The 13614-nt window shown below is 30.7% G+C and carries 10 protein-coding genes; 4 read left to right on the plus strand and 6 right to left on the minus strand.

Annotated features, from left to right (window positions below; translation table 11 throughout):
- The first annotated feature begins 32 nt into the window (after window positions 1-32).
- The 3 genes from DMR38_RS02130 (at window position 33) to DMR38_RS02140 (ending at window position 5356) form a co-directional block, all read left to right on the plus strand.
- Window positions 33-1070 (plus strand): homocitrate synthase, encoded by a 1038-nt coding sequence (locus DMR38_RS02130; protein ID WP_127719785.1) that lies wholly within the window; start codon window positions 33-35, stop codon window positions 1068-1070.
- A 73-nt stretch (window positions 1071-1143) separates the two neighbouring features.
- Window positions 1144-1890 carry a homocitrate synthase gene (locus DMR38_RS02135; RefSeq protein WP_127719786.1) on the plus strand — a complete coding sequence of 249 codons (747 nt, stop codon included), beginning with the start codon at window positions 1144-1146 and terminating at the stop codon, window positions 1888-1890.
- 133 nt (window positions 1891-2023) lie between these two features.
- Window positions 2024-5356: a cell wall-binding repeat-containing protein gene (locus DMR38_RS02140; protein WP_127719787.1), complete on the plus strand. Its 3333-nt coding sequence runs from the start codon at window positions 2024-2026 to the stop codon at window positions 5354-5356.
- Between the two features lie 51 nt (window positions 5357-5407).
- On the opposite strand, the gene DMR38_RS02145 is transcribed toward DMR38_RS02140, so the two are convergent.
- The 6 genes from DMR38_RS02145 to DMR38_RS02170 form a co-directional block, all read right to left on the minus strand.
- Window positions 5408-6967: a cell wall-binding repeat-containing protein gene (locus DMR38_RS02145; protein ID WP_127719788.1), complete on the minus strand. Its 1560-nt coding sequence runs from the start codon at window positions 6965-6967 to the stop codon at window positions 5408-5410.
- Window positions 6968-7130: 163 nt separating this feature from the next.
- On the minus strand, window positions 7131-7823 hold the full coding sequence (locus DMR38_RS02150; RefSeq protein WP_127723858.1) for a response regulator transcription factor: 693 nt from the start codon (window positions 7821-7823) through the stop codon (window positions 7131-7133).
- Window positions 7801-9255 carry a HAMP domain-containing sensor histidine kinase gene (locus DMR38_RS02155; protein ID WP_127719789.1) on the minus strand — a complete coding sequence of 485 codons (1455 nt, stop codon included), beginning with the start codon at window positions 9253-9255 and terminating at the stop codon, window positions 7801-7803. Before DMR38_RS02155 ends, DMR38_RS02150 begins: the two co-directional genes overlap by 23 nt.
- Before the next feature lie 9 nt (window positions 9256-9264).
- Window positions 9265-10017 carry an ABC transporter permease gene (locus DMR38_RS02160; protein ID WP_127719790.1) on the minus strand — a complete coding sequence of 251 codons (753 nt, stop codon included), beginning with the start codon at window positions 10015-10017 and terminating at the stop codon, window positions 9265-9267.
- Entirely contained in the window at window positions 10004-10729 is a 726-nt protein-coding gene (locus DMR38_RS02165; RefSeq protein ID WP_127719791.1) for an ABC transporter ATP-binding protein, read from the minus strand. The genes DMR38_RS02160 and DMR38_RS02165 overlap by 14 nt, the downstream gene beginning before the upstream one ends.
- Window positions 10730-10843: 114 nt before the next feature.
- Window positions 10844-12109: a hypothetical protein gene (locus DMR38_RS02170; RefSeq protein WP_127719792.1), complete on the minus strand. Its 1266-nt coding sequence runs from the start codon at window positions 12107-12109 to the stop codon at window positions 10844-10846.
- A 358-nt stretch (window positions 12110-12467) separates the two neighbouring features.
- On the opposite strand from DMR38_RS02170, the gene DMR38_RS02175 reads away from it, so the two are divergent.
- Window positions 12468-13604, plus strand: coding sequence for a TolC family protein (locus tag DMR38_RS02175; protein WP_127719793.1), 1137 nt, complete (start codon window positions 12468-12470; stop codon window positions 13602-13604).
- Window positions 13605-13614 lie beyond the last annotated feature (10 nt).

Below are 13614 nucleotides of genomic sequence, written 5' to 3' on the forward strand. Positions count from 1 at the left end.
TTGTGAATTGTGAATTGAAAGGTGGTGTATGTATGTCCATTATATTAGGGAAAGAAAAAAAATTTATTGTAGATAGAACTTTACCTGAAGCTGTAAAAAGGACTGAGATAGTTGACCAGGATTTAGCGGGTGAATTTATAGCACTTGTTAAAAACATAGGTGTAGATTTTATGGAAATTAATGGTGAAGCGATTCAAAAAATAAAAGACCTTCCTGAAAATATAGACTACATATACAGGGTGGGGGATTTATTAGATGTATATGAATTTGAACATTTAATTATAGATTACAAAAAAGTTGAAACATTACCAGAGGAATTTTTAAATAAACTAAGAAATAAAAAGATAATATTGGAGGTAGATATTAAAATTTTAGAGCATCTCAATGAAAAAGATAACTGTAAAATTTTTAGTAAACTTAATATAATATGCATCAGAATAAAGGGCATTGTAAAGTATAATATAGCTGGGTGGAACAGACTTATAGAAAATATAAAAAATTGGTTTTCAGTATATGTGGATTTTTGTGCAGATGATAAATTTTATATGGCGACTTCCGTAAGCATTGAATCCTGTGCTGATGGTGCCGATGTTGTAACTGCAGCTTTTAATGGACAGGTTTACGGATTTGCATCTTTAGAAGAAGTTATTTTAGGCTTAAAAGTCATAAAAAGTGGGAAAGTATGTGGAAACTTAAAATTCATGGGACAGCTAGCAGAAGTATATACAAAACTTACCCACCAAAAGGTGCATCCTATGAAAGCTGTAATAGGAGAAGATATTTTTAAATATGAATCCGGTATTCATGTAGATGGTATAGAAAAAAACCCAGATACTTATGAACCTTATAATCCCTATGATATTGGAAAGAAGAGAATCATGTATATAGGAAAACATTCCGGGAAAAAGGCAGTGATGATAAAACTGAAGGAACTTAATGTAAACTATCAGGATGTAGATATTGGAGAATTTTTGAAAGAAATAAGAAAAAACAGCATTAAACTTAAGAGAAATATTCTTGATAAGGAACTGATCGAAATGTTTAATGATTTTAAAAAAATTAAAAATTGATAGTTGAGAAAAATTTTCATTAATTGTGAACTGTGAACTGTGAATTGTGAATTGGAAAAAGGAGGTGCTTCATATGGATGTTAATATTGTAGACACTACTTTAAGAGATGGGGAACAGAAAGCAGGCATAGCATTTGGAATAGATGAAAAAGTTAAAATTGCTAAAATCTTAAATGATATGGATATTTATCAGATAGAAGCGGGTTCGGCAGCTATGGGTGGAGAGGAAAAAGCAAGTATTGAAAAAATTGCAGCATTGGGTTTGAAAAGTAAAATATCATCCTGGAACAGGGCAAATATTAAAGATATAGATGCTTCCATAGATTGTGGTGTAGATATAGTTCATATATCTATTCCCACATCTGATTTACAGATTAAATCCAAACTTGGAAAAGATAAAGCTTGGGTTTTAGAGTGTATAAAAAAATGTACAACTTATGCTTTAGAAAAAGGGTATGAAGTAACCGTAGGTATGGAGGATGCGGCAAGGTCTGATATGAATTTTTTAATTGAATTTTGCACAGTTGTTTCTAAAATTGGCATCAAAAGAATAAGGTACTCTGATACGGTAGGAATATCTTATCCAAGGAAAGTTTTTTATAGCATAAAAAAATTACTTCAGGAAGTACCTATAGAAATAGAAATTCACGCTCATAATGATTTCGGAATGGCGCTGGCAAATTCTCTTGCAGCTGTAGAAGCAGGAGCTAAGTTTGCAGACTGTACAATTTCAGGCGTAGGAGAAAGGGCAGGTAACTGTGATTTTATCAAGTTTGCTAAAACTTTAGATATGTTTGAAGGCGAAAAAGTACTTAGGTGACAGGCACCGCGATGGAACATTTACGTTCCCATTCGGTGCCTGTCACCATAAAATAAATAAATCCTATCATTAAAGCAAAAATGTATGGTACAATATTTATATATTGCTAAATAAGGTAGGAGGTAATAAGTATATGAAAAGAAATGCTATAAAGGCAATAAGCACCACGGCTGTATTATCGTTGTTGCTTTCACCGGCACTTCCTGTTACTTCTGCTAAAGCGGCAGCAGGGGAAGTTACAAAATTATCTGGAGCAGATTGCTATGAAACAGCAGCTATAGTTGCTACACAAAATTGGACAAGTACTGACAATGTAATACTTGCTTCAGGTGGAGGATATTCAGATGCTATAAGTTCTGCAGTACTTGCAAAACAATTGAAGGCACCTGTACTTTTAACTGAGGCAGGATCTCTTAATTCTAATGCAAAATCTGCACTGGATAAGTTAAAACCAAAAAATATATATATAATAGGTGGAACTGCATCAATATGCCAGAAAACAAGAGATGATCTAAAGAGTCAAGGTTATAATTTAATTGAGTTAAGTGGGAAAAATAGATATGAAACTAACCTTGCAGTAGCTAAACAGCTTGTAAAGCTGGGGGTAAATGCAGACAATGTAATGATGGTAGGGGGAGAAGGCTTTGCAGATGCTTTATCTGCTGCACCCGTAGCAGCTGCTAAAGGTGAAATATTATTACTTGGAGTGAATAATACTCAAGCTATGAGCCCTATAGAGAATTTTATAAAGAACAATAATTCCAAAGTTACTGTTATAAGTACGCAAACTTTAATAAATGACAATACATATAAAAGTATAGGTGCTGTAAACAGGATATCTGGAGGGGCAGATAGATTTGCCACTAACTTAAATATATTGAATCAATTTGACAGCGAACTAAAGGCGGATAAACTCTATATTGCAAATGCTACTGGTGATAAATATGCAGATGCATTAATTGCAGCTTCTGTGGCTGGAACAAGTGCTGCACCTCTTGTACTTATTGATGGTCAGGATGACAGCGGTACTGCAAATGCAATGAATTATATCAAAAATAAAGCAGCAAAAACTACTGATTTAAATCTTATAGAGGAAAATGGAACGGTTTCTGACAAAACTATCTCTGATATAAATGCAGCAGCTTCAGGCAGTGGGGTTGAAAGTGCCACAGTAGGGTCTGTAACTACAAATGGACTTAATCAGATAAAAGTTGTATTTAATACGGATGTAGACAAAGATTCTGCAGAGAGGTCTGCAAATTATCAAATAGATGGTGGAGATCTTGGCTCAACTGTGCAAACTCAAGCTACAGCAACACTTCAGGAGGACAATAGAACTGTTTTTGTTACATTTTCTCACCCCTTTACTTTAAATAAGAGTGTGACTTTTACTGTTAAAAGTGCTGTAAATACAAAAAATTTGGGAACTACTGTACCAAAATATGATAAGCAAGTTACTTTTTCGTCTATAAGTACTCCAACTTTTGATTCTATAACAGCTATAGGTGGAAACAAGTTAAGGGTGAAATTTTCAGAGCCAATTAGAATGGACAGCAGTAATCTGTCTTCGTTTAGAATAAATAGGCAGAGTATAACTGCTTTTGGAATAAACACATCTGATTCTGTTACTAAATTTAGGGATAAATCCTTAGATGGGGTATGGGCTGATGGTGTAGATTTATACTTTAATTCTCCGCTTCCAGTAGGTAAAAATACTTTTACTGTGCCAAATGGAGAATCTGGAGGTAAATTCAGTGATGCAGCTAATTTGCCAATAAGTAGTACTTCTAAAGATTTTACTGTAAATTCTGTGTCTGGAAACCCACAAGTTCAAAGCGTAACAAGTAACAATGTAGATACTATTTATGTAAAGTACAATAGACCTATGGATGAGCAGACTGCCCTTGAACCGAGCAATTACAAAATAAATGGAACTACAGTAAATGTGGATGATTCCTATGTAACTTTTGATACAGGGTCAGGAGATACTGTAGTGAAAATCACAAAAGTGAGTGATATGCTTAAGCAGGGAGAAAATGCAGTTACGATAAAAGGAAATGTTACAGATACCTTTGGAAACTACATAAATGAATCCAACATGAGTCTTTATGTTGGAGGAGACACCACTAAACCTACAATATCTACAGCTAGTATTTTTGATGAAAAGACTATAAGGATAAAATTTAATAAGGATGTTTCCACAAGTTATGCTGAAAATAAGGGAAATTACACTGTACTTGATTCTACGGGAGCAAATATAACTTATAAAATTGATACTATAAATGATATAACTGTAGATGGAAATAGTAAAAGGACTTTTGACATAAAGTTTAAAGAGGATGATCTTAAAGGTTCGAAATATACTTTGACTGTAAAAAATATAATTGATACAGAGGCAAGTCCTAACATAATGGATAATTATACTACTACCTTATCTGGAATGGACAATGAAGGTACAAATGTAACGGAAATATTGAGAAGGGTAGATAATTCCCATGCTGTGGCAATATTTTTTAGTAAGGCTATGGATCAAGATTCTTTAGAAAATTCATCTAATTATATGTTTAAAGATGGTCAGGGAAATACAAGAAGTTTACCATCCAGTGCTATGATTACTCCAAGCATTGATGGCAAGAGTGTAACTGTGGAATTTAATTCTGATTATACTATAGGCTCAGGAAGTAGTGGCTCCAGTGTAATTCAAATGGGAGTAAAAAATCTTAAGGATGTAGATGGAAAACCTCTAGATCTCGGATCATATATGGGAGATATAACTATAGATGATAATAATGATGGACCAAGACTTGTAGCAGGTACTGCACAGATGAGTTTCGCAAATAATGATATATATGTTAAAGTGTCACTATCAAAACCGCTGGATGTGCTGTCTTTTAATGATTTTCGAGTAGCAGGTTATGCACCGGATACTGGGTCTACAAGTGGGAATGATGTAACACTCATATTTAAGTCTGGAATTAAAAACAATCAGAAGATAAATGCCATAAAAAATGCAGGCAGTATGACTAATGTAAGTATAGAAAATACAAGTTCTGTAGATGCGGCAGGACGTAATATAAAATCTGGTTCTACGGCAGTGTATGTACCACCTATAGCCATGCAGGATTTATGGTCTGCCAGCCCTAATTCTGGTATGAATGTTGTAAATGTAGTATTTAATCAAGAAATAGATGATGATATTGTTACTTCTTATAATGATGACTTCTTGTTTACAGATGAAGAAACAGGACAGCAACTGATACCTACTTCAGTATGGGTAGATAATAGAACTCTTGTTTACAGGTTTAACAATGGGACATTCAGCAGAGGTGATCGCATTCTAGTAAGAGCTAATAGTGATAGCTCTAAGATAAATGTAAGAAGTGAAAGTCATAATACTTCAGGATATACAATCTATTCTCCATCTGATAGTGATATTTCAGGTAAAATTATAACAGTAGGAGAATAAAAAAATATAAGCCCCCTGGTATTTAATATCAGGGGGCTTATTACGCTTAAATTACTGATGTTGATAACTATTTAAGGCATTTCCAAGCATTGTATCTAAATCATCTATTCCTTTATTTCCATTTTCAATATTGGAAATATAACCTCCGCTATTTCCCATGACTTGAAGTGCATTAGTAGATTTCTCTAATTTGTCTATATCCATATTGTCCAGAGCATCTTTCATTTCAGTAAATACATTGAGACAGCTGGTTGTATAATTCATAGTTATATTTACATAATTTAATTGTGTATTTATATTATCTAAGTACTGTTTGTTAAGGCTGGCTAATCCATTTGGTACTGAAAGATTGGAAACTTCATCTTTTAATGCTGTAAGATCATTTTTGTAAGAGGATAAATAAGAATTACCCTGATTGAACAAAGTAATTAATTGTTCTATATCTGATGATAACTCCTGTGCTGTTGATGCAGAAGTAATAGCTGTTCTTATGTCAGTTGTCTTATTATACACATCCTCCATTTGGGTTGAAACGGTACCTGTTTTATCCTTATAGGATTCACAGTAGCCTTTTAAAGCAGTTATATAGTCTATTTCAGATTTAGGTATTGATGAAGTAGGCTTTAGCAAATATTCTACGGACAAATCTACAGAACTAAGTCCTCCTAAAAGGAATATGTCCTTATACCCTTTTTCATCTATATAGCTTTTTTGTTCTGATATATCCTTACCATTTGTTAGCATTATAGGTGCACTTAATTTAGAAGCTAGTGCACTTCCAGCTAGTGCATCTGGGAAGTTTGCACCATTTGCTAATACTGCAAAATTTGAATTTGAATTAAAGTATTTACATATGCTGAGTGAAGTATCATATCTAGTTTGTCCACCTAATCTAGTTATATTACTATCTGTAAGAGAAGAATCCATACTTTTTATTTCATTTACTACACTGTCACTTACAGAACCTTGTCCGCCTATTATCAATATTTTAGACGGTTGTATACTGGAAATAACATCTTTATTGCTTTCAGATAACTTTCCATTATCTATCATAAATATAGGGTATTTGTAACATGCAGCTGCACTTGATACGCTGAGGGCATCTGCAAAGCCCCAACCATTTGTAATTACCATAGGAGTACCTTTTTGAACATTCATGGAATTAATGATAGATTTGTTGGTTTCAAACCTATTGTTACCACCAAATCGTGTTACATTTCCATAGCCAAGTCCTTTTATGTAGCTTACAAAATCATCACTTACAGAAGAAGTACCCCCTAATATGTATATATTTCCGCTCTTGCTTAAATGGTTTTGTATGTAATCTACTGCATTTGAAGAATTTTTAAAGTCATCATTTAATAAAAGTATAGGTGCGTTGTATATTTTTGACAGTACACTTCCACCTAGAGCATCAGGAAAGTCCTTTCCACTGGCTACTATTACACTTTGAACTGTTCCGTTTTCAAAGTTATCTGCAATTTTTTCCGAAGTTTCATATCTGTTGCTTCCTGCAAGTCGTGTTACATTATACGTAGTTTTAGCATAGGTAGTATTTGACATACCCAATACTATAGCTGCTGTTGCAGCTATTCCTAGTATTTTCTTCACTATCCTTCCATCTCCCTTTAAAGTATATATACTTAATTCTAGCATAAAGCTACAAAAAAACCTATAAGAAAAATTTAACTTACTTAAATATATTGAGAAAATTAGGAAGAAAATACTTATATATTTAACTTTTATACATAATAAATTAAAGAATTGGTTTTGATTAAACTCGTAATCTGTATCCAGCGCCCCATACAGTTTGAATGTATTGAGGATTGGAAGGAGAAGACTCTATTTTTTCTCTTATTCGGCCTATATGTACAGTAACAGTGGAGGTATCACCTATTGCATCTAATCCCCAAATTTTTTCAAATAAATCTTCCTTACTAAAAACTCTATTAGGGTTTTGAGCCAGGTACGATAGTATTTCAAATTCTTTTTGAGCTAAATTTACTTCTCTGCCATTTACAAAAACTTGTCTACAATTTTGATTTATTTCCAAACCTCTTATAATAATATTATTTTTTGAAGGTTTAACAAATTTATCTTTTATTTTTTCATAATTTTTAATGTGGGATTTGACTCTTGCAACTAGTTCACTTGGGCTGAAGGGCTTGGTTATATAATCGTCAGCACCAAGAGTTAATCCTTTTATTTTATCAATTTCTTCTTTTTTTGCAGAAACTAGTAGTACAGGAATGTCTTTTTCTTCCTGTATACTATGTAAAATACTAAAACCATCTAGTTGAGGGAGCATTATATCTAAAATTAACAGATCAAATTTGTTTTCTTTAAAATTATTTAAACCTTCTATTCCATCAGTACATATTACAACTTCAAAGTCTTCAAGTTCCAAATAGTCTCTTATGAGTTCAGCAATGCTTAAATCATCTTCAATTATTAAAATCTTTTTCATCATAAATTATCTGCCTTTCATGTAATTTGGGTAATGATATAGTTATACTTGTACCTTTGCCTTCTTCACTTGCAGCCCATATCTTACCCTTATGTCCTTCAACAATTTGCTTTGCAATTGCAAGGCCAAGACCACTTCCTTTGGTTTCTGTTCTTGCAGAATCTGCCCTATAAAATCTGTCAAATATTTTATGTATGTCATTTTGGCTTATGCCAGAGCCATTATCTTTTATTTCAATTAGTATACTTGCGTTGTTTTCTCTGAGGGAGATTAATATATTACTGTTTTTAGTATCACCCATGTATTTTTTAGAATTATTGATAATATTTAGAGCAACTCTTGTAAATCTTTCACGATCAATCATTACATATTTACATTTATTCAGATTATTTTGAAGAGAAATATCAATATTTAATTTATTTAATTCAAAAGCACTTTCTTCAACGCAGTATGTAAAATATTCAACTATGTCCGTCTTTTCAAAATTAAAGGGTATCTGATTTAAATCAAGTTTTGAATATAAAAGTAAATCGTCAATCATTTTGTCGATTTGTTGTGATTTAGAATAAATTGTTTTTAAATAATGCTCAAGTTTTTCAGGAGTATTTGTAACTCCGTCTAAAATACCCTCAACATATCCTTTTATGGATGTAATAGGAGTTTTTAAGTCATGTGATATACTTGAAACCAATATTTTTCTATCCTCATCGTACTTCATCTTCATATGTATGGAATTTTTCAACTGTATCCTCATTTTTTCAAAGTCGGAACATAAATCCCTTATTTCACTGTCACCATCTTCTATGATTTCAAAACTTAAGTCACCACGACTTATTTCCGAGGTTGCCTTTTTTAAACTTTCTATTGGAGAAACTATTCTTCTTGAAAATAAGTAGGAAACAAATATATTTGTTATTATACAAGAAAATATAAAAATGCTTATTATAGTTATAATAAAAATTTTAAGTACATTGCTGTCATCCCCGAGTGGAACTATAAGTATTGTTTTAGTTGAAGAATCGTCATAATTAAGCGGGATTATATGAAAAATATATTGATTACCGTCAATTGAAATTGTTTCACGATTATTTTCTTGAAAAAATTTTTGAATGTCTATTTTATTTATATCCATAGAATTAAAGATTACGTTATTGTTCTTTAATATTATAATGTCCCCATTTACATTGGAAAGTTTTTGGTATAGATATTTTTCAAATTTGGCATCTTCAATATTTGAAGGGGATATTTCAGCGGATATATTTAATAATTGTGATTTTATAGCTTCAAGTTTTTTGAAATTGTCATATCCTATGTTTGTGTTCAAAAATTTTGAAGATATAAATATAAATATAAATGCAGTTAAGATTGTAACAATAAAAGGAACTATAAGTGTCATGCTGTTGTAAACTGTAAGACGTTTTTTGATATCCATTTTCTCACCTTAAAAATCTTTTTTATCAAATAAATAATAACTTCCTGTAAAAAATATTATAGCATAGCTTAGCATCATCATAAATTTACAAAATATTTTATAAACAGGAATGGTATTCATAATCCATAGCTTGTACCAATCAAATAAGCTTATAAAGAATAAAGACGAATACTGAAAAAATATAATGCTTAAAAATTTAAATAGTATAAAAATTAAAATGGATAAAAAGAATACACTTGTGCCACTTTTAAAAATATTCGATAAAAATGCGACGATCAATGCAAAAACAATCATTGGAAATATTGTAACAGTATAAGAGAGAATTATTCTGAATATACTTAATAAAGTTACTGTATTTGAATTAAAAATCAAGCCTGCTGTAATTGAAAAAATCATTACAAAAAAAAGATTTGATAATATAAATACAGTTATTGAAACTAATTTTGCAGTAAATAATTTCAATCTTGTAATTGGCATTGTAAGTGGGATTTTCATTGTGTTATGTGAAAATTCTCCCGAAAAACTATCTATTGTAACTAGAGCAGTGAATAGTGGAAGAACAATATTTGATATAAGTGATAAAACTAGTATTGGAAATTCTGTATTTGAAACCCCTCTAAGTCCAAATCCATTTCTCAGTGCAATAATTACTATTTGACCCAATATAATAATTATAAATGATATTATAGCAGATAGGAGCATTTTTTTCTTTTTATACAATTTTTCAATTTCATTGATTAAAGCAGCTTTAAATTCTATCATTCCTATTTACCTCGCTGACAAAATAGTTTTCAAGTGAAGAATAATTTTTTAAAATATTTTTAGTAGTATCAACATTAATTAGAGTACCATTATATAATAAGCCTATCTTAGTGCAGGTCATTTCAATATCATGTATTAGATGACTTGATATGAAAAATGTAGTCTGTTCTTTTTGAGCCATATCTTTTATAATATTTCTTACGTCAATCATTCCTTCTATATCCAGTCCATTTAAGGGTTCATCTAAAATAATTATTTTGGGCTTTGACAAAATTGCAGAAGCAATTCCAAGTCTCTGTTTCATTCCAAGAGAGAACTTTTTAGTTTTTTCATGTTTATATTTTGAAAGACCCAGTAAATTCAAAACTTCATTAATTCTTGAATCATTTACATTTTTATAATATCTTGAAGTTTGTTTTAAATTTTCAAATGCAGTTAAATATCCGTAGGATTGAGCAGTTTCTATAATGCAGGTTACGTCTTTCATTGCATTTTCAAAATCATCTAAAATACTATGGTTAAAAATTTTTACATCACCTCTATCCGGTTTTGCAAGACCTGTCATAATTTTCATAGTAGTTGATTTGCCAGCTCCATTAGGTCCTAAAAATCCAAAGATATCGCCTCTATTTATTTTCAAATTTAGATTACTTATACCCCTGTCATTTTTAAATAATTTGCTTAAATTATTTATCTCAATTACTGTTTCCAAATGGCATTCCCTCCTCATTGGATGCTTTATCAAATTTTAACTTACATTTGGAAACATACTGACAATGAGTTTTGTCAGCACATATTCCAAATTTTATATTAAAAATTCACTTAATCAATTGAGTATCTTATTAAATAAAGAATCAGTATCAAATTCTGGCTCATTATCTATATTAAAATTTATATTTGCAGATGTTGGGGAAATATATATGTTTCCCTTAAGGCTGTTCCCGGAAGATGTAGTAGTACTAAAATCTGCTGAGGTACTTTGATCCTGAAAATTACCTTTAAAGTTGAATGATTTTGTGTTTGAAGAGTAATTTTCATATCCTTTTAAAAATGTTTCATAATATTTTCCTTCTACATGTTTGCTATCTATTTTATTGATTTCTATAAATCGTTCACCTATTTTTTGAAATTTATCCTCTTTTTTTATTGTAATGTCAGTTTTATATTTGCCAAGATATGCATTTGGATTAGATAATTTAGTATAGTCCTTTTCAGTGTTTTCAAATACTTTTTTATCTGAAAGATCTGGTTTGGATACTTTTGTACTATTTATATCTTTAATTTTTAGAGATAATTCGAAAACTAAAAGATGATCTTTGCCGCTGTTATCTTTTCCTGAAATTGTTCCAGATGCAAGTACATTTTGTATTGTTCCATTCTTATCTGTAGTAATTTCAGCAGAGGCATCCTTAACAAATACGTCTTTTGAAATTTGTGGAAGTTTTACAGAAGACGAATCTGGTTGTGAATGTTGTTTGTTGATATTAGTAATATCTTCTTTTAATCTAAAAGATATTAATGCATTTATAAGTGATGGTATTTGATTTTCGTTTAAAGAAGTGGATAGTTTTTTACTTCCATCAGGTTTTTCGGTTACAGATATAGAATCCTTTAAATTACCAATAGCAGCATCTACTATTTTTTCAATATCAGATGTTCTATTCTCTTTAAACGGATTTGAAAGGATTGAATCATCTGCTTTAGTTTTGTCGGTTATATTGGTTACGTAATACATATTACCATTTAGAGTATTATTATTTATAATAATATTTTTATCCTTATAGTATAGGTATTTTGATATAGTAGTGCCATTATTTGTCTTGCTTGTATTTTCTACAGATTTGTCAGACAAATTATATTTATTTAGCATATTTTTAGAATATATAATCGAACCATTATCTTTAACTAAAAATGAAGAATCTACAGTAAAGCTTGAAAATTTACTAGTGCAGCTTTGAGCAGTGTACTTAAGGGAATCTTTAAGTCTATCATATCCACTTTTTGAATTGACTTCAGCAAATGCTGTAGTTGTAAACATAAGTGTTCCAATAGTAAAACTTATAAGCATTGCTGCTTTCTTACTTATTTTCATTTTGCATAGCTCCTTTATGATTATTTATGAAAGACTTTCATAGTTTAATTATAAATTGAGTGTATCTAATTTGTATAAATCAAATATAAACAAAGTATAAACTTATCAATGAATCTTACTTAGTGGGAGTTTTGTTTCTCCCACTAAGTTTAGATGAATTATCTAGGGGCGTAGCTACTGTTATCTCCCACTTTGATAGAAGTGGGAGTGTTACAGTAGGTAGCCATCAGATACAATTTTAAACAAAATTGTAGGTTAACTTTACCATGGAAATATAAATATAATTGTGATAGAATTAGTTATCATTGAAATATTATATTTTGGAAGAAAATAATTTAATATATGGAAGGAGGAAAAAATGAATAAAATTAAAATATTAGCTTTCACAGCAGTAATAACACTTTGTACAAGCACTGCAGTTTTTGCAGATGGAAATACATTAGATATTGACAGTTTTATCAATACTGCTATTCAAAATTCTTATGATGTCAAAAGTGCAGATATTTCAATAAAACAGGCTCAAAACTCCTACACGAGTGATATAAAAAATGCAGCTTCTTATTCTGATCAATTAGACAAAGGTGGAGCAAATTTAGATAGATATACTAGATTGCAATTAATGGAAAATATGAGCGATACTCAACAGCAGGATAAGTTTTCTGAATATAAATACACTCAAATAAAAACTGTAGCTGAAAATCAGGTAAAGCTGTCTGCCTATAATCAATATACGACAATTATGAATGATAAAGATGCAGTAGATTTGGAAAATCAAAAATTTAAAAATGCAGAAAAACAATATAATAGTGCACAGCTCAAATTAGGCCTTGGAACGATATCCCCTTCAGATGAAAAAAAGGCTGAAGCAGATTATATATCGGAAAAAAATCAACTTAGAAAATGTCAGAGACAGTATAATTCAGATATTCAGAGTTTAAATAAAATTGCAGGAATTGATATATATACCCAGTATGCTATTCCGTTTAAAGACAAGCTTACGGAATCACCTTATATAAGAAATTATAATGAGTATTTAAATGATGCTCTGAAAAATAGAGCGGAAGTTTTAATAGGACAGAAAAATATAGAACTTCAAAAATTCAAATATGATGTTGTAAATGGCATATTCTCTGATAAGCAAAGTGTTCCAAATAGACTTGCTCAGGCAAATGTAGATAATGCTTCTGATAGTTTGGAGATTCAAAAATTGAATATAACTTCAGAGGTAAATAGCTTGTATAATGATCTTCAAGTTAAGACAAGAATACTTGGATCAAAAAAAGATGCCTTAAATTTAGCACAGACTAATTATAATACTGCACAGATAAAATATAATGTAGGGGTGCTAAGCAGGATAGATTTTGATACCCAGGCTGCTAATTTGAAGAGTGCACAAAATGATTTGAAATCTGCAGAAAGAAGTATATGGATGGCACAAACTAAGTTGGAATTAGCTTGTGGCGCAGGAAGTGATACTTCAAATTTATCTAATTAATAGAAGCTTT

Origin of the sequence: Clostridium sp. AWRP, assembly GCF_004006395.2 — a bacterium.
GTDB lineage: Bacteria > Bacillota > Clostridia > Clostridiales > Clostridiaceae > Clostridium_B.

What these genes read in the sequence shown, in the direction of transcription:
- DMR38_RS02130 (WP_127719785.1), top strand. Translation starts at nt 33, where the DNA reads ATGTCCATTATATTAGGGAAAGAAAAAAAATTTATTGTAGATAGAACT.
- DMR38_RS02135 (WP_127719786.1), top strand. Translation starts at nt 1,144, where the DNA reads ATGGATGTTAATATTGTAGACACTACTTTAAGAGATGGGGAACAGAAA.
- DMR38_RS02140 (WP_127719787.1), top strand. Translation starts at nt 2,024, where the DNA reads ATGAAAAGAAATGCTATAAAGGCAATAAGCACCACGGCTGTATTATCG.
- DMR38_RS02150 (WP_127723858.1), bottom strand. Translation starts at nt 7,823, where the DNA reads ATGAAAAAGATTTTAATAATTGAAGATGATTTAAGCATTGCTGAACTC.
- DMR38_RS02155 (WP_127719789.1), bottom strand. Translation starts at nt 9,255, where the DNA reads ATGGATATCAAAAAACGTCTTACAGTTTACAACAGCATGACACTTATA.
- DMR38_RS02160 (WP_127719790.1), bottom strand. Translation starts at nt 10,017, where the DNA reads ATGATAGAATTTAAAGCTGCTTTAATCAATGAAATTGAAAAATTGTAT.
- DMR38_RS02170 (WP_127719792.1), bottom strand. Translation starts at nt 12,109, where the DNA reads ATGAAAATAAGTAAGAAAGCAGCAATGCTTATAAGTTTTACTATTGGA.
- DMR38_RS02175 (WP_127719793.1), top strand. Translation starts at nt 12,468, where the DNA reads ATGAATAAAATTAAAATATTAGCTTTCACAGCAGTAATAACACTTTGT.